Origin of the sequence: Vibrio sp. 10N.222.52.C12, assembly GCF_041474215.1 — a bacterium.
GTDB lineage: Bacteria > Pseudomonadota > Gammaproteobacteria > Enterobacterales > Vibrionaceae > Vibrio > Vibrio crassostreae_C.
Window position 1 is genome coordinate 1 of sequence record NZ_JBFRTR010000048.1, and the last position, 19,890, is coordinate 19,890.

Here is a 19,890-nt window from a genome sequence, read left to right on the forward strand (position 1 = left end):
AATCTCGAATCTCGAATCTACTTATAAATGCACAGCATGTTCAAGTAGCTATCCGTTAAGCTTGAAAGCTCTTCTGGCGTTTCTACACGTTTTGCTTGGATGAATAGCGAGTAGCAAATGCCGTGGAATAGATTGGCTAGATGTTTAGGATCGTGATAGTCACAAACTTCGCCACGTTCAATCGCTTTGCTAAACATGTTTTGTACTAACATTTGGTTAGTGCGGTTCGTTGTTACGAATAGCGGCCATACTTCATCACGAGTCGAAGCGCTCCATTCGAACCACACATTTAACCAATGGCTATCTTGAGCCACTAACGTCACCATTTCAGTCGCAATATTATGTAGGTTTTGTTTTGCGTGAATATCCAGATCGATATTGTCTGAAAGGAAGTTAGAGAATTGGCGTACAACGTGATTTAGTACTTCATCAACCAGATCTTCACGGGTAGGGAAGTAGTTAAATACAGTTGCGACAGACACCTGAGCGATGTCTGCAATATCAGCGTGTCCACCACGACCGATACCGCGGCGAGAGAATACCTCAAGAGCGATTTCCATCAATTGAAGTTTTCTTTTTAAAGGTGAAAGCCTAGTTCTAGGTCTCTTAGATATTGAGTCCATCTTATTTTCCTTGCCAACGAAATTTTTATATTAATGATTTTATTATTATTTAAGCCAAGATGAGTGTAATGGTGCATATGCGAATGGTCAATCCTTTCAGCTTGTTTTATAGACAGTTACATCAAACTTGATACATAAAGCGTGATCAGCATTGATGTAAAAGGAGACGAGTATTGGATAAGGCACCAGCGCACATTTCGTTGAGAATCTGACAGTAAATTCGAACCATAAGGTGGTGTGGGTATTTGAGCAGTGCTAGACTTACGCACAAAATTGAGCGACACAACTGACGAAACTGTCAACATTCGTCGCAATCACCAAATAGAATGAGAGCAGTATGAAGCATACAGTTGAAGTCATGATCTCTGAGCAAGAAGTTCAGGATCGAGTGAACGAACTAGGCAAACAGATCACGGAACACTACAATGGTAGTGAAGATCTAGTTTTAGTTGGCTTATTGCGTGGATCTTTTGTCTTTATGGCAGATCTTGCTCGTGCTATCGATTTAACTCACCAAGTTGATTTCATGACTGCGTCTAGCTACGGCAACGGCATGGAAAGCTCACGTGATGTTCGTATTTTGAAAGATCTTGATGATGATATCCAAGGTAAAGACGTTCTACTTGTAGAGGATATTATCGATACAGGTAACACGCTGACTAAAGTAAAAGAGATTCTGAGCCTACGTGGTCCTAAGTCTATCGAAATTTGTACGCTATTAGACAAGCCTTCTCGCCGTGAAGTGACTGTCGATACAAAATGGATTGGTTTTGAGATCCCAGACGAGTTTGTTGTTGGTGTTGGTATCGACTACGCACAAAAATATCGTCACCTACCGTACATCGGTAAGGTAGTACCTCAAGAGTAATCATTACGCTTGTGGTTTAGAAGTCATTAAAAAGCCCGCTTGATGCGGGCTTTTTGTATATATGACGGAATGGGTTAGCTTTGTTGACTAAGAAGAGGCGTCGTTAAGATCTTGTTTAATGCATCTAAGTGACTGTTCTCTAAAGTATCGTTACTTGAGCAACGTACGCCAAGGTCCTGTAGCTTGCCATCGCCAATACCATAAACCACACCATGGATTTCAACGTCTTGGCCACGCTCCCACGCATTTTGCATAATGGTTGAGTTACCTAGGTTATAAACCTGTTCTGCGACGTTAATTTCGCATAACTTGTCACCCCATTGCTCACGAGGAAGCCCCTCGATTTGCTTGCGGTATTTTAGGTAATTGTCACGGATGTGCAGTAACCAGTTGTTGATAAGACCAAGTTTAGGGTTATCAATCGCCGCGTTAACACCGCCACAACCGTAGTGACCACAGACAATAATGTGTTTCACTTTAAGCACATCTACTGCGTACTGAACAACAGATAGACAGTTTAGGTCTGTATGAACCACTTGGTTGGCCACGTTTCGGTGAACAAACAGTTCTCCAGAATATAAGCCAGTCAGGCGCTCGGCTGGAACTCGGCTATCTGAACAACCTATCCATAGAAAACCAGGGCTTTGACCCTCTTCAAGCGTTGTAAAATACTCAGGTCTTTCAGAGCGAATTTCTTCAGACCATTTGGAATTGTTCTCAAAAAGCTGTTTTATTTCTGGCATCTTGCTTCTTACATCCCTCAATTAAGATGCTTAACTATACACAATGTTACAAATTCAATCTCGTAAAAACTGCGTCAAAATGTACTCATCTGACGTGTTCTAGTACGGAAAATCATAAACTTAGCCCACTATCAATAATCCGGTTATAAGACATGAATAATGTGATTGAATTAACACTTTCTGAACACTTGATACATTTGCTAAAGTGATAAGGTTTGTCATTTCATCATCAGGAAGGTGTGTTTTGTTTGGAAGTCGTTTTACGGATATCAATCTCAAAGGGGATATGTTTGGCGGTGTAACTACAGCCATCATCTCGTTACCTTTAGCATTGGCATTTGGTGTTGCTTCTGGCGCGGGAGCTGAAGCTGGCTTGTGGGGCGCCATTATGGTTGGCCTATTTGCAGCATTGTTTGGCGGTTCGAGTAGTTTGATTTCTGAACCTACCGGCCCGATGACGGTGATCATGACTGCCGTAATGACGAGTATGGTTGCTAAATATCCTGAAACGGGTATGGCAATGACCTTTACTGTCGTGATGATGGCCGGTGCATTCCAGATATTACTTGGTACGTTAAAGCTAGGAAAATACGTCACTTTGATGCCATATAGCGTGATCTCCGGATTCATGTCGGGCATTGGCGTTATTCTGATTATCTTGCAGCTGTCTCCATTGTTAGGGCATGCCGCTCCATCCGGTGGTGTAATGGGCACGCTCTCTGCTTTACCTGATACGCTAGCAAACTTAAAAGTGAGTGAGCTATTTCTAGGTGCTCTGACACTCGGTATTCTTTTTGGCTTCCCCGCTAAGTATCGTAAGTATGTGCCTGCTCAACTGGTCGCGTTAGTGGCTGTAACGCTCTTGTCCGTCATTATTTTTGATACCGACTCTATTCGCCGTATTGGTGAAATCCCAGCTGGTTTACCTTCCCTCGTTATCCCTACGATCAGCGCTGAACAGTTTACTACTATGGTTATCGATGCCTTGGTGCTTGGTACATTAGGTTGTATTGATACGCTTTTGACCGCGGTTATCGGAGATTCATTGACTCGTAAAGAGCATGACTCAGACAAAGAGCTTCGTGGCCAAGGCATTGCCAATATGATCTCTGGCCTGTTTGGTGCACTACCTGGCGCGGGTGCCACTATGGGGACTGTAACCAATATTCAGGTGGGAGCGCGTTCTCCGCTTTCAGGTGTTATTCGAGCTTTAGTACTTGCGCTCGTGGTATTGGTTGCAGGTGGTTTAACAGAACCGATTCCTATGGCAGTGCTGGCTGGTATCGCGATGTATGTTGGTTTCAATATCCTAGATTGGAGCTTTATCCAGCGCGCGCACAAGGTTAGCTATGCCGGCATGGGCGTGATGTACGGCGTGATGCTATTGACTGTGTTTGTTGACTTGATTATTGCCGTTGGACTGGGTGTGTTTATCTCGAATATTCTGATTATTGAAAGATTAAGCCGAGAGCAAGCCAGACAAGTTAAGGCGATCAGTGATGGTGATGATGAAGACGATATCCCATTGACTGATAGCGAACGTCAGTTACTCGATAGTGCCAATGGTAAGGTGCTATTCTTCTACCTATCAGGGCCGATGATATTCAGCGTTTCAAAGGCGATTTCACGTCAGCACTCAAGTATCTCTGACTATGAAGCGATGATTCTAGACCTGACAGATGTACCTATGATTGATGTCACTGTTGGCCTAGCGCTAGAGAATGCGATTAAAGATGCATTGGATGCGCAGTGTGAGGTGTATCTGCTGTGTCCTAATGAGAATACTCGTCAACAACTAGAGAAGTTCCACGTGATTGACCTAGTACCTGAATCCAACACTTATCGATTCAGATATGAAGCCCTGACGGCAGCAACAAGCTATGTCGACAGAGATGAGCATCAATTTGAGTCAGTTTAATTTTTCAGTAATAAGCTGATATGAATAAGCCATAGACGCTCACTTCAAGACTGATCATTAATGCCGTTAAGTGAATCACTTAGCGGCATTTTTATATTTATTGAACGTTGATTTAGTCTTCACGTAGCCAAGACGCTTATTTGTTTTCGAAAGAAACTCTCACACGATATTTGTATTCATCGTCAATCAACGATAAACTTGTTCGCAAAATGGCCGAGTAAACAAATCTTGGGTTAGCTTTCAGCTAGTTCGTTTTAAGCATTACTCTCTTCCTCAAGCTCGGCCGTCTACATCTTATCTATAGCAAATGGCAGTCTATCTCTATGTATGCATTAGAAATTGAGCAATTAAGAAAAACTTATGCTGGGGGCTTCGAGGCTCTTAAGGGCGTTAGTTTACAAGTAGAAAAAGGCGACTTTTACGCACTACTTGGTCCCAATGGTGCGGGTAAATCAACCACCATTGGTGTTATCTCTTCACTGGTAAATAAAACGTCAGGCAAGGTTAAAGTGTTCGGCTACGACATTGATACCGATCTGGAATTGGCGAAGCAGAACTTAGGCCTTGTGCCTCAAGAGTTTAACTTTAACCCGTTTGAAACCGTTGAACAGATCGTGCTGCAACAAGCGGGTTATTACGGCGTGCCAAAAGCATTAGCGAAAGAGCGAGCGAAAAAGTACCTATCTCAACTCGATCTGTGGGAAAAGCGTGGCGAACGCGCGCGTAACTTGTCTGGTGGTATGAAGCGTCGTTTGATGATCGCGCGTGCATTGATGCATGAACCTCATTTGTTGATCCTTGATGAACCGACAGCAGGCGTTGATATTGAACTACGTCGTTCAATGTGGGAATTCCTAAAAGAGATCAATGAGAAGCAGGGCATTACCATTATCTTGACCACGCACTACCTAGAAGAAGCAGAAATGCTGTGTCGCAACATTGGTATCATCAATCGCGGTGAGCTGATTGAGAACACAACAATGAAAGCGCTGTTGGGCAAATTGAGTGCTGAGACCTTTATTCTGGATCTGGAAGAGGGCACGACTGAACCTAAGCTTGAAGGCGTGAATAGCCAAGTGATGGTCAATGGCTCGCTAGAAATCGAAATCGACAAGAACCTAGGTTTGAATACCATCTTTGCTCAATTGAGCGAGCAACAGGTTAAAGTCCTCTCTATGCGTAACAAAGCAAACCGTCTAGAAGAGCTATTTGTGAGTATCGTCCGTGAGGGGAGTAAATAATATGTACAGCCTATATTGGACCGCTTTCTGCAGTTTGTTGACCAAAGAGATCAATCGCTTTACTCGTATCTGGGTGCAGACTCTGGTGCCGCCAGCGATTACCATGACGCTTTACTTCATCATCTTCGGTAACCTGATTGGTGCGCGTATTGGTGAAATGAACGGCTTTAGCTACATGGAATACATTGTTCCCGGTCTGATCATGATGTCGGTGATCACCAACTCATATTCCAACGTTGCTTCATCGTTCTTTAGTGCCAAGTTCCAGAAGAACATTGAAGAGCTGCTTGTAGCGCCTGTTCCTAACTACGTGATTATCGCCGGCTTCGTAATGGGTGGTGTGGTTCGTGGCTTGTTAGTGGGTACCATAGTAACCTTCGTGTCGTTGTTCTTTGTCGACTTACAAGTTGACCATTGGGGCGTGATCATTGCGACGGTATTTTTAACGTCGGTAGTATTCGCTTTGGGTGGCTTGATTAACGCGGTATTCGCACGCACGTTTGATGATATCTCTATTATCCCAACCTTTATCTTAACGCCGCTGACGTACCTTGGTGGTGTGTTCTACTCGATCAGTCTATTGCCTGAATTCTGGCAAGGTGTATCGAAGTTGAACCCTATCGTGTACATGGTTAACGCGTTCAGATATGGCTTCTTGGGTGTGTCTGATGTGGGGATCGTGACGTCGTTTGGCGTACTAGGTGTGTTTATCGTGCTGTTGTATGGCATTGCACACTACCTAGTGACAAAGGGTATTGGCTTACGTAGCTAACCTTTGGTTCATCTAAGTAACAGGTAAAGAAAAAGGTCGATATAACATCGACCTTTTTTTGTTTTGCGTTAAGAGCAGAAGCCGACTATTCAGTCGTTTCTTCTTTCACTTCTTCTTTGGTTTCCGTTACCAAATCGAGAACTTGGTTATCGATAAGACGCGTCTTACCTAGGAAAGCCGACATTAGAATCACTGCTTGAGTTGATTCTGAAGTGATCGCTTGCAGAGTTTTAGCATCACAAATGAAGATTTCGTCAGGTTGAAGATCTGCAGCGCGTAGCTGGTCAGTAGCATCTTCAATCACTGATGCGTAATCATCGCGACCACCACGAATAGCGCTGCTGATCCAGCGCATAGTACGCGCTAAAACGGGCGCTCGTTGGCGCTCGTCAATCGTTAGGTTGCTATTGCGAGAGCTCATTGCCAAACCATCCATTTCACGAACGGTCGCAACGCCGACAACTTCAATGTCTAATGCTAAATCAGTGGTCATCTGGCGAATAACAGCAAGTTGCTGAAAGTCTTTCTCGCCGAAGCATGCAAAGTCTGGCTGAACGATATTAAACAGTTTAGTGACAATGGTTGATACACCACGGAAGTGACCTGGACGAGAGGCACCTTCAAGCATGTGAGATATGCCAGGGACCTCAACAAACGTCTGCTTGTCTAATCCATCTGGGTACATCACCTCTGGCGTTGGTGTAAATACTAGCTCAACCCCTTCACCTGTTAGTTTGCTTAAATCTGCTTCTAACGTTCGAGGGTAGTTGTTTAGGTCGTCTGCACGGTCAAACTGCATTGGGTTTACAAAGATGCTTACCACAACGATGTCGGCCAGTTCACGAGCTTTCTTTACCAGAGTCAGGTGGCCTTCATGCAGGTTTCCCATTGTCGGTACAAAAGCAACCGTACGTCCATCACGCTTAAACTGTTTAATCTGCTCACGAAGAGCCGCTATTTCAGCAAAAGTTTGCATACTTACTCCTAAGCGATTGTATGAGCTTCATCAGGGAAGCGCGCGCTCTCTACTTCTTCTTTGTATAGAGCTACTGCCTTACGCATATCACCTGTTTCTGCTAGGAAGTTCTTAGAGAACTTCGGCATGTAGTTCGCAGAAATACCGAACATGTCATGCATAACCAAGATCTGACCATCGGTAACATTACCTGCGCCGATACCGATAACCGGTACGTCACAAGCTTCTGTAATTCGTTTTGCCAATGAAGCTGGCACACATTCAAGTAGAACGATTTGAGCGCCTGCGTTTTGCAGTGCTAACGCGTCAGCAACCATTTTGTCGGCTTGCTCGTCGTCACGACCTTGAATCTTGTAACCACCAAAAATGTTCACAGACTGGGGCGTCAAGCCTAAGTGTGCACATACTGGTACTGCACGTTCTGTTAGCATCTTCACAGTATCAACCAACCAGCTTCCGCCTTCGATTTTTACCATGTTCGCACCAGCACGCATCAAAGTCGCTGCGCTCTCACAAGCTTGTTCTGGCGTCGCGTAGCTCATGAAAGGCATGTCAGCCATAAGAAGACAATTTGGGCTACCAGCACGCACTGAGCGAGTATGGTAAGCAATGTCTTCAACGGTTACTGGTAATGTATCGTTATGGCCTTGTAAAACCATACCCAGTGAATCACCGACAAGCAGAACTGGCATTTCTTGGCTTTCGAATAATTGAGCAAAGCTCGCATCATAAGCTGTCGAAGTCGCAAATTTACGGCCTTCACGTTTGCATTTGATCAGGTCGTTAATGGTTACTTTTTTCATTGGTTTTCCTTAATGCGCTTGGCTATTGTTGCCAAACATTGAGCCCGTTCTTATCTACTATTTTCAGTAGTTCTGTCAGCTCAGTCCCATCAGGGAGTTGTAAACTTGGTGCGATTTCAGCAAGCGGGTAGAGTACAAACTCTCGTTCTTTCATTCCATAATGAGGAACGATTAAGCGCTCTGAATCGATCACCTCATTGCCGTATAGCACAATGTCGAGATCCAAGGTTCTTGGTCCCCAACGTTCGTCTTTACGGACGCGCCCTTGCTCTAGTTCGATCTTTTGAGTGCAATCAAGCAGTTCAATTGGCGTTAATTCGGTTTGGATAGCGACTACCGCGTTGATGTAGTCTGGTTGATTTTGCGGTCCCATTGGAGTGCTACTATATAGCTGAGAGGTCGCAATAAACGTTGATCGCGGTAGGCTTTTTAGCGTTTCGATAGCCAAATTTGCTTGGCTAACTGGGTCGGCAAGGTTGCTGCCGACCGCAATGTAAGCAGTTATCATTCTGATTGCTTACTCTTTTTGTTTCGGTAAGTCTTACGGCGACGATGGCCTGACTTTGATGGTGCTGCAACGTCGTTAGCCATTGCTTGACGCATGTTACGACCTGCAGTCTGATAACGCTCCCACCATTTTGCTAACTCTTTGGTTTCGCCACCTTCAATCTCACCACGCATTTCTAGGAAATCGTAGCCTGCACGGAATTTGTTTAATTCCATTAGACGAACAGCGCGTTTACCGTTGCGACGAGGCAGTCGAAGTTGCAGTTGCCAAACTTCGCGAATGGTTGCTGTGTGACGACGAGGAATCGCAATAGACTTTACTTGCTGATCTAGAATGATGTTACTCGCTTCCATGATCGCATCGTAGTGTGCCATACCCTGTTCAGCGACAAGTTTGTCTGCCAGCTTGTTCATTGGGTACCAAAGCATCGCTGCGAACATGAATGCTGGGTTTACTCGCTTACCATCTTCGATGCGAAGGTCGGTTGAATCGAGAACCAAATCAAGCATCTGCTCTGTGTGTGAGTCGTAATCTTCGGTGAAGTGCTCCGCTACCGTTGGGAACATCTGTTGGAATAGATTGTACTCGCGCATCAAGTGGTAGGTTTCTAAACCGTGACCTGATTGCAGTAATTTCAGAGACTCTTCGTAAAGGCGCGCTGCTGGGATATCTCTTAGAAGGTGAGCTAACTCTTCAATCGGGTCAGCCGTGTCTTCTTCGATGTCGAAATCCAGTTTAGCGGCGAAGCGCATTGCACGTAGCATACGTACTGGGTCTTCGCGGTAACGCGTTTCTGGATCGCCAATCAGGCGGATCAGTTTATCTTCTAAATCTTCTACACCACCCGCGTAATCGTGGATGCTGTAGTCTGCAATGTTGTAGTACATCGCGTTGATTGTGAAATCACGACGCTCTGCATCTTCATCAACACTGCCGTACACGTTATCGCGAAGTAGCATGCCTTCTTTCGATTGTGCAGAAACGTTCTTCGATGGTTCTTGGTGGTGACCACGGAAAGTTGCCACTTCAATGATGTCGCGACCAAACATGATATGTGCCAAGCGGAAACGGCGACCGATAAGACGACAGTTTCTGAAGAGGTGTTTGATTTGCTCTGGCGTTGCGTTGGTCGCAATATCAAAATCTTTTGGCTGAGAGCCTAATAAGATATCGCGCACACCACCACCGACTAGAAATGCGTCAAAACCCGCACCATTCAGGCGATATAGCACTTTTAGTGCGTTGTCGCTGATCTGCTTGCGTGAAATATTGTGCTCTTGACGAGTATAAATATTCAGAGCTAATTCGTGGAATCCGCGTTGTTCGCTTGGGGTATTGTCGTTTGTATTCATTAGTTTAGAACAAAGTAGGTATCGCCAACTTTGTTTTTCTCTTAGTCCAAAGTGGTAGTGCAGAGTTTAATTGCGGCTAATAATAGCTTAGCGCGAGCCATTTGAGAACATCGTCTGCTTAACCACATTGGTTGGTTATGGCATTTTTATGTGTCGTTTTTGCTATTTGCCGTGAGTTTCGAGCTAATTACAGTGCTCTTTTTGTAAACTATCAGGTAACTGACTGACGTTCCATTGCTGGCAGCCCCACAATAAAATCTCATCCATTGAAGCCTCACAAAGAGCCGTCGGGATATCAAAACCTAAGAATCGCATCGCGTTGAGTAACGTTGGTTTTGGGTTGTCGAGATCTATCGCGGTGGCATGGTTCTGTTTTGACAGTTTATTCCCCAAGCCATCGGTTGCCAATGGTAAGTGCAAGTAGCTCACTGTTTTTTGCTTGAGCGTCTTATACAAACTGATTTGTCGACCTGTTGGTTCTATCAGGTCTGCGCCTCTTACGACTTCTGTTACTCCTTGGTCGATGTCATCAAGAACAACGGCCAAGTTATAGGCAAACAATCCATCTCTGCGTTTAATAATAAAATCTTCTTCAGCTAGTGCTTTAGGGATTTGAATGGTGCCGTGGCGAACATCATCAAAGGACTCCACTGGAAAGTCCATGCACAAGCGCACCGCCTGTTCACCTGAATCGATTAGGCCTACATCTCGACAGTGACCATTGTAAAAGCCGCCCAAAGCCTTTATCTGCTTGCGGGTGCATTGGCAGTAGTAGGCTTGATTGTCAGCAACCCATTGATCGATTTGAGCTTGATACAAGTCATGACGTTGGCTTTGATAGACGACTTCACCATCCCAAAATAGATGGTAAGCCTCAAGCGTCTTAAGAATGAGGTCTGCAGCGCCGGCCATTTCTCTTGGCGGGTCGAGGTCTTCCATACGAACTAACCATTTTCCTTGGTTAGATTTCGCTTGAAAGTAGCTACCAAGAGCAGCAACAAGTGAGCCAAAATGAAGAGGACCTGACGGTGATGGTGCAAAGCGCCCGATATAATTCATGAGTGAACAACCTAATCTAAATGGTACCGCAGTAGCCGATTCTTAAGACGTTTGACAAGAGCTTTAATGCCTAGAACTAAGGCTTAAAGCTGCTATTTACTATCAAGCGTGTGAAATACTTCGCTTGGATAACAAACAAAAAAGGGAGCCAAGGCTCCCTTTCTTTACATCTGCAAGAATTAACCTTGCATCTGTTTTTCTTTGATCTCTGCAAGTGTTTTACAGTCAATACAAAGATCAGCAGTTGGACGAGCTTCAAGGCGACGAATGCCAATCTCGATACCGCAAGAATCACAGAAGCCGAAATCGTCTTCTTCGATCTTGTCTAATGTCTTCTCAATTTTTTTGATAAGACGACGCTCACGGTCACGGTTACGTAACTCTAAGCTGAATTCTTCTTCTTGAGAAGCACGGTCAACTGGGTCTGGGAAATTCGCTGCTTCGTCCTGCATGTGGTGCACAGTACGATCAACTTCTTCCCTGAGCTGGTTGCGCCAAGCTGCTAAAATTTTTGTAAAATGTTCCGTTTGCTCAAGTGACATGTACTCTTCACCTGGCTTCTCTTGGTACGGTTCAACACCTGCGATGGCTAGGATGCCTAGCGCTTTTTTCTTAGATTCTGGCATACAGCATCTCCTATTTACACCTAGTCAACTGCAAAGCAGCTAATTTTAAGGCGGGTATCTATAGCAGAAAGAACGAATGGTGGCAAATACTCTTATTCAAACTTGCAATCAATGTGATTAGTTCAGCATCTTTGCTTAGCTATTGATAAATTCAACAGCTTGTTTTAGTTGTATTTGAGTACTGCTGAGCTCTGCTTTATAGCAAAGCACTTCAACTCCAGCGTCTTGTGCTTGTTTTAGTAATAACGAATATTTGGCGTCTATATGGTGTGCCGCAGACACTTTTTCAATACCTGAATGTAAAACAGTGAATAAAAGTACGGCTCTATTTCCAGATTCGACCATTTCTGTGAGTTCACGCAGATGTTTTTGGCCTCTGGTTGTGACCGCATCAGGGAAAAAACCTTGCCCTTTAGTTGACGTTTCTTGCTCGTCGAGCAAAGTGACGCTTTTCACTTCGATATAGCAAGGCGGCTTTTCGTTATCTTCAAGCAGAATATCAATGCGACTATTCTCACTGCCATATTTCACTTCGGTTCGTAACGCGTTATAACCTAAGAGTTCAACTATAGTCCCATTTTCAATTGCTTCCACTGCTAGCTGGTTTGCCCGCGCAGTATTTACACAAATACGATGACCTTTGTCTGTTTCTGAGATCTCCCAGCTGTTTGGGTACTTTCTCTTTGCATTATCGGAGGTTGAGTACCACACCGTATTGCCAGGAGTCGCACATCCTGTCATCGCTCCAGTGTTAGCGCAGTGAATAGTACGCTCGCTACCGTCAGGAAGTTGGATGTCAGTGAGGAAACGTTTATAGCGTTTAATAAGAGTCGCAGGCTCTAATGGCGGATTGAAGTGCATATTACTTATTTAGACAGGTAGGTTTTTATGTACAATGTTGCCAACATTACACCACAAGGTTCTCCCATTGCCACAACTGCCCATAGAAGCTGTGATGCCAGATCTGCTCGCTGGCGTAGAAACACACACTCAACTTATTCTAAAGGCCGCTCCCGGTGCGGGTAAGTCAACATTCTTCCCTTTACAGTTAGTTAAGACCAACGCCGTTCAAGGCAAAATCATCATGCTTGAACCGAGGCGTTTGGCTGCAAGGAATATTGCTACTTACTTAGCGAGCCAATTGGGAGAAAAGGTGGGAGAGAGCATTGGCTTTAGAGTTCGTGGTGAATCTAAAAGCAGCAGTGCGACTCGCTTAGAGATTGTTACTGAAGGGATCATGACAAGAATGATCCAAACCGACCCTGAATTAACTGGGGTTGATATGGTGATCTTTGATGAATTTCACGAGCGCAGTATTCACGCCGATACCGCATTGGCGTTTAGCTTAGAGATCCAAGAGGCGTTGCGTGACGATCTGAAAGTGGTAGTGATGTCGGCAACTTTAGATCAACAAGCTCTGCAAACTTTGCTGCCGAATGCCAAATACGTTGAATCACAAGGTCGCACCTTTCCGGTCGATTTCCGTTATCAGCCTCTTAACGCAAATGAATATCTAGCCCCTAAAATGGCTAACGTGATTCGCTCTCTGATGGAGAAAGAGTCAGGCTCACTTCTGGCCTTTTTGCCGGGCGTTTCTGCGATTAAGCAGGTGGAATCTCAACTAGAACAATTCGCCAATGATATCGATGTGTGTCCTCTGTATGGGCAACTCAGCTTTTCTCAACAGCAGAAAGCGATCGCGCCATCAGAGAAAGGGCGTCGAAAGGTGGTGTTAGCGACCAATATTGCTGAGACTTCTTTGACGATTGAAGGTATTCGATTGGTGGTTGATTCCGGGCTTGAACGTGTGGCGAAGTTCGATCTGAAAACCGGTATTACTAAGCTTGAGCAAGTGAAAATCTCGCAATCTTCAGCTGAACAACGAGCGGGCCGTGCGGGACGAATTGAAGAGGGCTTGTGCGTTCGTTTGTACAGCGAAACGCAGCTGATGCAGCAACCAGCTATACCAGAACCTGAAATTCTTCATTCTGATTTGTCTTCGCTGGTGTCTGAATTGACGCAATGGGGCGCTGCGAGTGCTGATGAACTGCAATGGTTAGACGTTCCACCCAAAGCTTCTATCGGGCAAGCCAAGCAACTCTTACAGACTCTTGAATTGTTAGACGATAATGGTCAATTTACGGCATTAGGAAAACAGGTCCAACGTTTAGGTCTAGAGCCTCGTATTGCCAGCATGTTGGTTAAAGCGCAGCAAGGTAGTCCTGCTCTGTTGAATGTCGCGATTGTTGCTGCTGCTTTGCTGGAAGAGCCGGAGCGCAATGTGACGGATATTCAACACTCTTTGCATCGACTTAAGCAAAGAAAACATTCCAAAAATAGCGTTGTGATGCAGCGAGCGAAAAGTCTCGCGAGCAAACTCAATCATCACTTAGATTTGTCACAAGCTGACGAATCATTGCTACCATTAGTGCTTTGTTTTGCCTTCCCAGACCGGATTGCACAAGTGAGAAGCGCGACCAGCAGTGCTTTCCTTTTGGCGAATGGCCACGGTGCTGAGGTTCGTGATGATGATTCACTGGCGAACAATGACTATATCGTAGTGATTGATTTGATGCGTAGTACAGGGCGAGCCAGTCAAATTTTCTTAGCCACCGCGGTTGATATCGCGCAGTTAGACGCTGAATTTCCAAAGCTGTTTGTGCGTTCCGATTATGCCGATTGGGATGAGAAACGTGGCCGTTTAGTTGCTGAGCAGCGTGTATCTCTGGGCAAGTTGATTATCAGCACCAAAGCTTTACCTGATCCCGATGCGAATCAGGCGAGCCAAGCGCTGCTCAATTATGTCGCTCGATGCGGGCTGGATCGCTTAAATTGGACAGCTTCGGCTAAGCAGTTGGTTGAGCGTATGCGCTGTGCAGCACTTTGGATGCCTGAGCATGATTGGCCAGCGATGGACGATGCGAGTTTGATTGAACACCTTGATGAGTGGCTATCTCCATATTTGAATGGCATTAAGTCGGCAAAAGGGCTGGCTAGTGTTTCGATTGAGCAAGCATTGTCGGCTTATCTTGGTTGGCCTTTGAATCAAGAAATCGACCAATGGTTGCCAACGCACTATCTGATGCCAACAGGCAGCAAGAAGGCCATTCGTTATCAATATCAATCTGAACCAGTGATCTCAGTGCGAATACAGGAAGTCTTTGGCGAACAAGACTCGCCATTGATCGCGCAAGGGCGTAAAAAAGTAGTGCTTGAGCTCCTTTCTCCAGCACAGCGACCACTACAAATTACTCAAGATTTAGCTGGCTTTTGGGCTGGCGCGTACAAAGAAGTACAAAAAGAGATGAAGGGCCGTTACCCAAAACATCCTTGGCCGGATGACCCTGCTAACCATGTAGCAACCACTAAAACCAAACGACAGTTGAATCGATGATGACCAAAATGTTAACGCCAAAAAAGGCACCACCTAAAAAAGCGCCAGCAAAGAAGTCACCAGCGACCAAAGCCAAGCCAAGAAAACCAAGAGCGGCTGCGAAAAAGACCAAACCTAAGGCTAAGAAATCTGGCAAAAGAGGTTGGTTGAAGATCCTATGGGGCATTTCTTGGAAAGCGGGCTTAGCGCTTGCGGCATTGCTGTTGTTCGTCGGTATTTATCTTGATTCTGTGGTCAAACAGCGCTTTGAAGGTCAGCTGTTTGATTTGCCAACCGTGGTTTATGCGCGAGTGCTAGACCTGTCTCCGGGAACTCCGGTGAGTTTGGTTCAGGTTAAGAATGAGCTCGATGTACTTAATTACCGTAAGGTGAACGCGCCTCGTCACCCAGGCGAATACTCTTCTTCTTCGACCAAGATTGAAATGATTCGTCGTCCGTTCGAGTTTGTTGATGGACCGGAAGCGGATCGTCATGTGATGCTGCACTTCAATGGTAACGAATTAACTCGCATTCAGTCGCTGGAGAAGAAAGGCGACATGGGCTACCTGCGTGTTGAACCGAAAATGCTTGGCATGCTTGAGAAAAGTAACGATGAGCAGCGCCTGTTCTTAAAACGCAATCAGTTCCCAGAAGTGATGGTTGATGCCTTACTGGCAACCGAAGACCGAAACTTCTATCAACACGATGGTGTGTCGCCACTGGCCATCGCTCGTGCAATGGTCGTTAACGTCAAAGCTGGGCGAACGGTACAAGGTGGTAGTACGCTGACACAACAGTTGGCAAAAAACCTGTTCCTGTCCAGTGAACGTACATTGTGGCGTAAGGTTCGTGAAGCCTACATTGCACTTATCTTAGACCATCGTTACAGCAAAGACCGTATCCTAGAGGCTTACTTAAATGAGGTTTATCTTGGACAGAATGGTGGGCAAGCGATTCATGGCTTCGGTTTAGCGTCTCGTTTGTATTTTGGTCAACCTATTCAAGAGCTGCGCATCGATCAGCTAGCACTGCTGGTGGGTATGGTGAAAGGACCGTCGTATTACAATCCGGTTCGCTATCCTGAGCGTGCTAAGACTCGACGCGATCTGGTTCTTCGCTTATTGATGCAACAAGACATCTTAACTCCGCGACAATACGAAGAGGCGGCGAGTCGTGATTTGGATATTCAAGACAACCCACGCATTGCTAGCCGTCAGCCCGCTTATTTCCAACAAGTAAACATTGAGCTTAAGAAGTATGTCGGCGATCGATTTGAGGCGAAAAAAGGGATTCGAGTCTTTACCTCTCTGGATCCGGTATCTCAAGACAAGTTAGAGAAGTCGATTGCTCGTAAGGTGCCTGATTTATCGAAAACCGCAGGTAATAAGCTGGAAGCAGCAGCTATTGCCGTGGATAGAAATACCGGTGAAATCCGGGCGATGGTCGGTGGTAAGCGTACTGGCTACGATGGCTTTAACCGTGCCTTGAACGCGAGTCGCCCAATTGGTTCTTTGGTCAAGCCTGCAATTTACTTAACCGCACTAGAGCAGCCTCAGAAGTACACGTTGGCGACAACATTGAAAGACACGCCACTGAGCTTGAAAGGCAGTAAAGGTAGCGTGTGGAGCCCGAGAAACTTCGATCGTAAGTTCCGTGGCGATGTGCCTTTGTATGTGGCGCTTTCTAAGTCTTACAACGTACCTACTGTTCGTTTAGGCATGCAATTAGGCATTGATAGTGTCTCGGATACGATTGGAAAACTGGGGGTCGATAAAAATGAGATTCGCCCAGTGCCGTCGATGTTTTTGGGTTCGTTCTCACTGACTCCGTTCCAAGTTGCGCAGATGTATCAAACCATTACCAATTCTGGGCGTATAGCACCTTTGTCTGCGCTTCGCTCAGTTGTTGATAACGATGGCGAGGTTCTGTATCAGTCGATCCCTCGTGTATCACAAAGCGTTGACCAGCAAGCCGCTTGGCTTACAACCTATGCAATGAAACGTGGCGTGTCTGAAGGTACGGGGCGTTTCCTACAAGGTCAGTTTGCATGGGCAGGATTAGCCGGTAAAACGGGCACCAGTAATGACAGCCGAGACAGTTGGTTCGTGGGTGTTGATGGTCGCGAAGTCACTACCATCTGGCTAGGGCGCGATGATAATAAGCCGACTAAACTCACGGGCTCTAGTGGTGCGCTACGTGTCTATGCCGATTATCTGAAACATCGAACTCCAGAGCAGTTACTGTTGCCTTGGCCGAATGGCATTACGACGGCAAGTTTTACTCGAACTTCTCAAGGGGCTTTAGAGTTTGACTGTGACGGTACGGTTAAACTGCCGGTTTGGGATGAGAATGGAAACATTAAAAAGGGTTGTGAAAGTCAACCAAAACAGTGGCTAAAAAAGCTTTTTCAGTGGTAAAGTCGTAAAAGAAAAGAATGACAAGGATAGTTTAAATAATGATTTCTCGTTGGATAGTGAGCAGCTTAGGCATTGTCGGTACTGTGATCAGTTTTCAGCTGTTTGCATCTACTGTGACACCGGTGGAACAATCTCAGCAAGCTGGACAAGCTCATAAAAGACCAACCGTTGCTGTTGTGCTTGCTGGTGGAGGAGCCAAAGGAGCGGCTCACATTGGTGTACTTAAAGCGCTAGAAGAGATGCAAATTCCGGTCGATTACATTACCGGTACCAGCATGGGCTCTTACGTTGGTGGGCTTTATGCGACAGGGATGAGTGCTGATGAGATTGAAAGTTTTATTTATACGGTTGATTGGAATCGCGGCTATCGTGATCGCGTTAACCGTAGTGATCGCCGAGTACGTGACAAAGAATATGAAGACCGTTACCAACTGAACACCGATCTCGGTTTAGGTTGGGGCGAAATCAAAGCTAGGAAAGGCGTGGTTCAAGGTCAGAATATGTTGCGTATTCTGCGTGAGACCACAGGTAACCTATCTCCACTCGACTCTTTTGACCATCTTGCTATTCCCTACCGTTCAGTCGCAACCGACATTATTGAGCTTGAAGAAGTGGTCATCGACCATGGTCACCTTGTTGATGCCATGATGGCCAGTATGTCAGTTCCCGGAGCGCTTCCCCCTTATGAATTAGATGGCCGAATGCTGGTTGATGGTGGTGTCACCAATAATATGCCAGTCGACGTTGCTAGAGCGATGGGCGCTGACATCGTCATTGCGGTGGATATCAGTACCAATTACAAAGGCAAAGAAGACTTCACGAATTTTCTAGCGGCAGCTGACCAACTCTCGAATTATTTGGTCCAACGCAGCACTCAAGAGCAAGCTGAAACACTGACTGATGATGATGTTTTCCTGCGCCCTGATGTTGGGCAAATGGAGACGACTGACTTTGATAAAATGCCATCGGCTTTCCTCGCGGGCTATGAAGCCGCTAAGCAGCATACTGATGAACTTTCTAAGCTATCGCTCTCAAATGCCGATTATCAGCATTATATCGAGGACAAACAAAAAGCGCGCAGACAGCTAAAACACGGCGATAAGACCGTCGTTGACCGAGTTGTTATCAATAACAATACCCACTATTCCGATAAGCTGATCGAAAACCGTTTAAACCTTGATTCAGGTAAGGTTCTGAAGACCAGTGAAATTGAATCTAAAGTACAAGACCTCTATGCGCTAGATAGATTCGAGTTGGTGACTTATGAATTTGACACAGTGAATGGCGAGGAGCAACTGCTAGTCGATGTGAACGAAAAATCTTGGGGGCCAAACTACCTCAATTTTCGATTCTTTCTTGAAGATGACTTCTCTACTACCAGTCAGTACTCGATCGGTGTTTCAGCCAACTTTACCGATATTAATAAGCATGGTGCAGAGCTAAGAACTAACGTCGAGATGGGTACTGACAAACGAATTGAAGCGGAACTTTACTCGCCCTTCTTTTCGAGTCAAAAACTGTTCACTTCTGCATCGATTGTTTACAGTAAGGAAAACAGAAACTTGCCAGTGGTTGAGGGGGAGGTTGGAGAGCCGACATTAGATGCGACTATAGACTATGTTCCACTGACTTATAGTCAATATGTTAGTGAATTGGCTTTAGGCTATCAGCCTACCTTGTGGCAAGAACTGAAATTTGGTGCTCGTTATACTGATGGGGATTTTGAGGTTTCTTCGATACCATCTTTTGGTAACGGAGCGTATGCACGTATAGGTGCGTTTATTAGTTATCGACTCGATACTTTAGATAATTTTAGTTTGCCAACGGAAGGTTACTTTGTTGATCTTGAGTACCTTGTTTCTCATGATGATTTTGAGGACAACACGTCTGGAGATAGCCCGGTGCTAGCGGCTGAAAGCGATACTGTTTACGAATTTTCGGCTAATTTCATGGCTGCAAAAAGTTATGAACGACATACTTTAGTCGGAAAGCTTGATTACGGCATTGTAGAGAGCAAAAATTCGATTTTCCCTATTGATCCTAAAGAGCTTGGTGGCTTCTTAAACCTGTCAGGTATTCCAAGGAACAGTATGATTGGTCAGAACTTGGCTTATACCAGTCTTACTTATCGTTATAAGTGGTTTGAAAATGACTTCGGACTCTTTGAATCACCATTCTACGTGGGCGCATCCATTGAACATGGTGGTGTCTGGTCGAACAATGATTTAAGGCTTGATGAAGCGCCAATGTACACCGCGGGTTCTGTTTTCGCGGGTGTTGATTCACCAATCGGGCCGATTATTTTAGCTTATGGCCGAACCGAAGATAACTTCGATTCGGTGTATCTGATTGTAGGTACGTCCTACAAATAATCATGCGCAGAGTCGCCATTTAAGTGCGTAATTAGGCAAAAATAGTGGGACTTTCGTCTTAACTTGCTATGTTGGTCAAAATGATAAGATTTTAATTTAACGTTAAATTTGCTATTCTACCGCCCACAGTTTGGCCTCTATGACGCCGCTCATCAATACAAATTGAATGACAAAAATGGCAATGGAGAGCCAAGTTTCCAAGGATGTTCACTTCTTTATTTTACTAACAATTATGAAGG

The 19,890-nt window shown here is 45.3% G+C and carries 16 protein-coding genes; 7 read left to right on the top strand and 9 right to left on the bottom strand.

What is annotated here, in order from left to right; translation table 11 throughout:
* Window positions 1-17: 17 nt before the first annotated feature.
* On the bottom strand, window positions 18-623 hold the full coding sequence (locus tag AB4623_RS08910) for a LuxR/HapR/OpaR family quorum-sensing transcriptional regulator (RefSeq protein WP_372146201.1): 606 nt from the start codon (window positions 621-623) through the stop codon (window positions 18-20).
* Between the two features lie 337 nt (window positions 624-960).
* Here AB4623_RS08910 and hpt point away from each other — a divergent pair, with 337 nt between their 5' ends.
* Window positions 961-1,491: a hypoxanthine phosphoribosyltransferase gene (gene hpt, locus AB4623_RS08915; RefSeq protein WP_017059438.1), complete on the top strand. Its 531-nt coding sequence runs from the start codon at window positions 961-963 to the stop codon at window positions 1,489-1,491.
* Between the two features lie 74 nt (window positions 1,492-1,565).
* On the opposite strand, the gene can is transcribed toward hpt, so the two are convergent.
* On the bottom strand, window positions 1,566-2,234 hold the full coding sequence (gene can, locus AB4623_RS08920) for a carbonate dehydratase (protein WP_017063246.1): 669 nt from the start codon (window positions 2,232-2,234) through the stop codon (window positions 1,566-1,568).
* A gap of 286 nt (window positions 2,235-2,520) precedes the next feature.
* Here can and AB4623_RS08925 point away from each other — a divergent pair, with 286 nt between their 5' ends.
* The 3 genes from AB4623_RS08925 (at window position 2,521) to AB4623_RS08935 (ending at window position 6,165) form a co-directional block, all read left to right on the top strand.
* Complete coding sequence (locus AB4623_RS08925; RefSeq protein ID WP_017063247.1) at window positions 2,521-4,152, top strand: SulP family inorganic anion transporter; 1,632 nt, start codon at window positions 2,521-2,523, stop codon at window positions 4,150-4,152.
* A gap of 323 nt (window positions 4,153-4,475) precedes the next feature.
* Window positions 4,476-5,393: an ABC transporter ATP-binding protein gene (locus tag AB4623_RS08930; protein WP_017059435.1), complete on the top strand. Its 918-nt coding sequence runs from the start codon at window positions 4,476-4,478 to the stop codon at window positions 5,391-5,393.
* Window position 5,394: 1 nt separating this feature from the next.
* Window positions 5,395-6,165, top strand: a complete 771-nt coding sequence (locus AB4623_RS08935; RefSeq protein ID WP_010435987.1) for an ABC transporter permease — start codon at window positions 5,395-5,397, stop codon at window positions 6,163-6,165.
* 85 nt (window positions 6,166-6,250) lie between these two features.
* On the opposite strand, the gene panC is transcribed toward AB4623_RS08935, so the two are convergent.
* From panC to sfsA, 7 genes are all read right to left on the bottom strand, one after another.
* Window positions 6,251-7,141, bottom strand: coding sequence for a pantoate--beta-alanine ligase (gene panC / locus AB4623_RS08940; protein ID WP_017059434.1), 891 nt, complete (start codon window positions 7,139-7,141; stop codon window positions 6,251-6,253).
* 8 nt (window positions 7,142-7,149) lie between these two features.
* Window positions 7,150-7,944 (bottom strand): 3-methyl-2-oxobutanoate hydroxymethyltransferase, encoded by a 795-nt coding sequence (panB, locus tag AB4623_RS08945; RefSeq protein ID WP_017059433.1) that lies wholly within the window; start codon window positions 7,942-7,944, stop codon window positions 7,150-7,152.
* A 22-nt stretch (window positions 7,945-7,966) separates the two neighbouring features.
* Window positions 7,967-8,452 (bottom strand): 2-amino-4-hydroxy-6-hydroxymethyldihydropteridine diphosphokinase, encoded by a 486-nt coding sequence (gene folK, locus AB4623_RS08950; protein WP_004735459.1) that lies wholly within the window; start codon window positions 8,450-8,452, stop codon window positions 7,967-7,969.
* Window positions 8,449-9,804, bottom strand: a complete 1,356-nt coding sequence (pcnB, locus tag AB4623_RS08955; RefSeq protein WP_017063249.1) for a polynucleotide adenylyltransferase PcnB — start codon at window positions 9,802-9,804, stop codon at window positions 8,449-8,451. Before pcnB ends, folK begins: the two co-directional genes overlap by 4 nt.
* A 183-nt stretch (window positions 9,805-9,987) precedes the next feature.
* Complete coding sequence (gene gluQRS / locus AB4623_RS08960) at window positions 9,988-10,863, bottom strand: tRNA glutamyl-Q(34) synthetase GluQRS (protein ID WP_102428503.1); 876 nt, start codon at window positions 10,861-10,863, stop codon at window positions 9,988-9,990.
* 179 nt (window positions 10,864-11,042) lie between these two features.
* Complete coding sequence (dksA, locus tag AB4623_RS08965) at window positions 11,043-11,489, bottom strand: RNA polymerase-binding protein DksA (RefSeq protein WP_017059430.1); 447 nt, start codon at window positions 11,487-11,489, stop codon at window positions 11,043-11,045.
* Between the two features lie 135 nt (window positions 11,490-11,624).
* On the bottom strand, window positions 11,625-12,350 hold the full coding sequence (gene sfsA, locus AB4623_RS08970) for a DNA/RNA nuclease SfsA (protein WP_017066814.1): 726 nt from the start codon (window positions 12,348-12,350) through the stop codon (window positions 11,625-11,627).
* A 34-nt stretch (window positions 12,351-12,384) separates the two neighbouring features.
* Here sfsA and hrpB point away from each other — a divergent pair, with 34 nt between their 5' ends.
* Genes hrpB through AB4623_RS08985 form a run of 3 tightly spaced genes read left to right on the top strand, consistent with a single transcriptional unit; the run spans window position 12,385 to window position 19,651 of the window.
* Window positions 12,385-14,883, top strand: coding sequence for an ATP-dependent helicase HrpB (gene hrpB, locus AB4623_RS08975; protein ID WP_372146203.1), 2,499 nt, complete (start codon window positions 12,385-12,387; stop codon window positions 14,881-14,883).
* Window positions 14,880-17,279, top strand: coding sequence for a penicillin-binding protein 1B (gene mrcB, locus AB4623_RS08980; RefSeq protein WP_102331931.1), 2,400 nt, complete (start codon window positions 14,880-14,882; stop codon window positions 17,277-17,279). Before hrpB ends, mrcB begins: the two co-directional genes overlap by 4 nt.
* A gap of 38 nt (window positions 17,280-17,317) precedes the next feature.
* The gene (locus AB4623_RS08985) at window positions 17,318-19,651 is read left to right on the top strand and encodes a patatin-like phospholipase family protein (RefSeq protein WP_372146205.1); all 2,334 of its coding nucleotides are present in this window, start codon (window positions 17,318-17,320) and stop codon (window positions 19,649-19,651) included.
* The last annotated feature ends 239 nt before the right edge of the window (window positions 19,652-19,890 follow it).

Coding starts and splice junctions, on each gene's coding strand:
- AB4623_RS08910 (WP_372146201.1), bottom strand. CDS start 623: ATGGACTCAATATCTAAGAGACCTAGAACTAGGCTTTCACCTTTAAAA.
- hpt (WP_017059438.1), top strand. CDS start 961: ATGAAGCATACAGTTGAAGTCATGATCTCTGAGCAAGAAGTTCAGGAT.
- can (WP_017063246.1), bottom strand. CDS start 2,234: ATGCCAGAAATAAAACAGCTTTTTGAGAACAATTCCAAATGGTCTGAA.
- AB4623_RS08925 (WP_017063247.1), top strand. CDS start 2,521: ATGTTTGGCGGTGTAACTACAGCCATCATCTCGTTACCTTTAGCATTG.
- AB4623_RS08930 (WP_017059435.1), top strand. CDS start 4,476: ATGTATGCATTAGAAATTGAGCAATTAAGAAAAACTTATGCTGGGGGC.
- AB4623_RS08935 (WP_010435987.1), top strand. CDS start 5,395: ATGTACAGCCTATATTGGACCGCTTTCTGCAGTTTGTTGACCAAAGAG.
- panC (WP_017059434.1), bottom strand. CDS start 7,141: ATGCAAACTTTTGCTGAAATAGCGGCTCTTCGTGAGCAGATTAAACAG.
- panB (WP_017059433.1), bottom strand. CDS start 7,944: ATGAAAAAAGTAACCATTAACGACCTGATCAAATGCAAACGTGAAGGC.
- folK (WP_004735459.1), bottom strand. CDS start 8,452: ATGATAACTGCTTACATTGCGGTCGGCAGCAACCTTGCCGACCCAGTT.
- pcnB (WP_017063249.1), bottom strand. CDS start 9,804: ATGAATACAAACGACAATACCCCAAGCGAACAACGCGGATTCCACGAA.
- gluQRS (WP_102428503.1), bottom strand. CDS start 10,863: ATGAATTATATCGGGCGCTTTGCACCATCACCGTCAGGTCCTCTTCAT.
- dksA (WP_017059430.1), bottom strand. CDS start 11,489: ATGCCAGAATCTAAGAAAAAAGCGCTAGGCATCCTAGCCATCGCAGGT.
- sfsA (WP_017066814.1), bottom strand. CDS start 12,350: ATGCACTTCAATCCGCCATTAGAGCCTGCGACTCTTATTAAACGCTAT.
- hrpB (WP_372146203.1), top strand. CDS start 12,385: ATGTTGCCAACATTACACCACAAGGTTCTCCCATTGCCACAACTGCCC.
- mrcB (WP_102331931.1), top strand. CDS start 14,880: ATGATGACCAAAATGTTAACGCCAAAAAAGGCACCACCTAAAAAAGCG.
- AB4623_RS08985 (WP_372146205.1), top strand. CDS start 17,318: ATGATTTCTCGTTGGATAGTGAGCAGCTTAGGCATTGTCGGTACTGTG.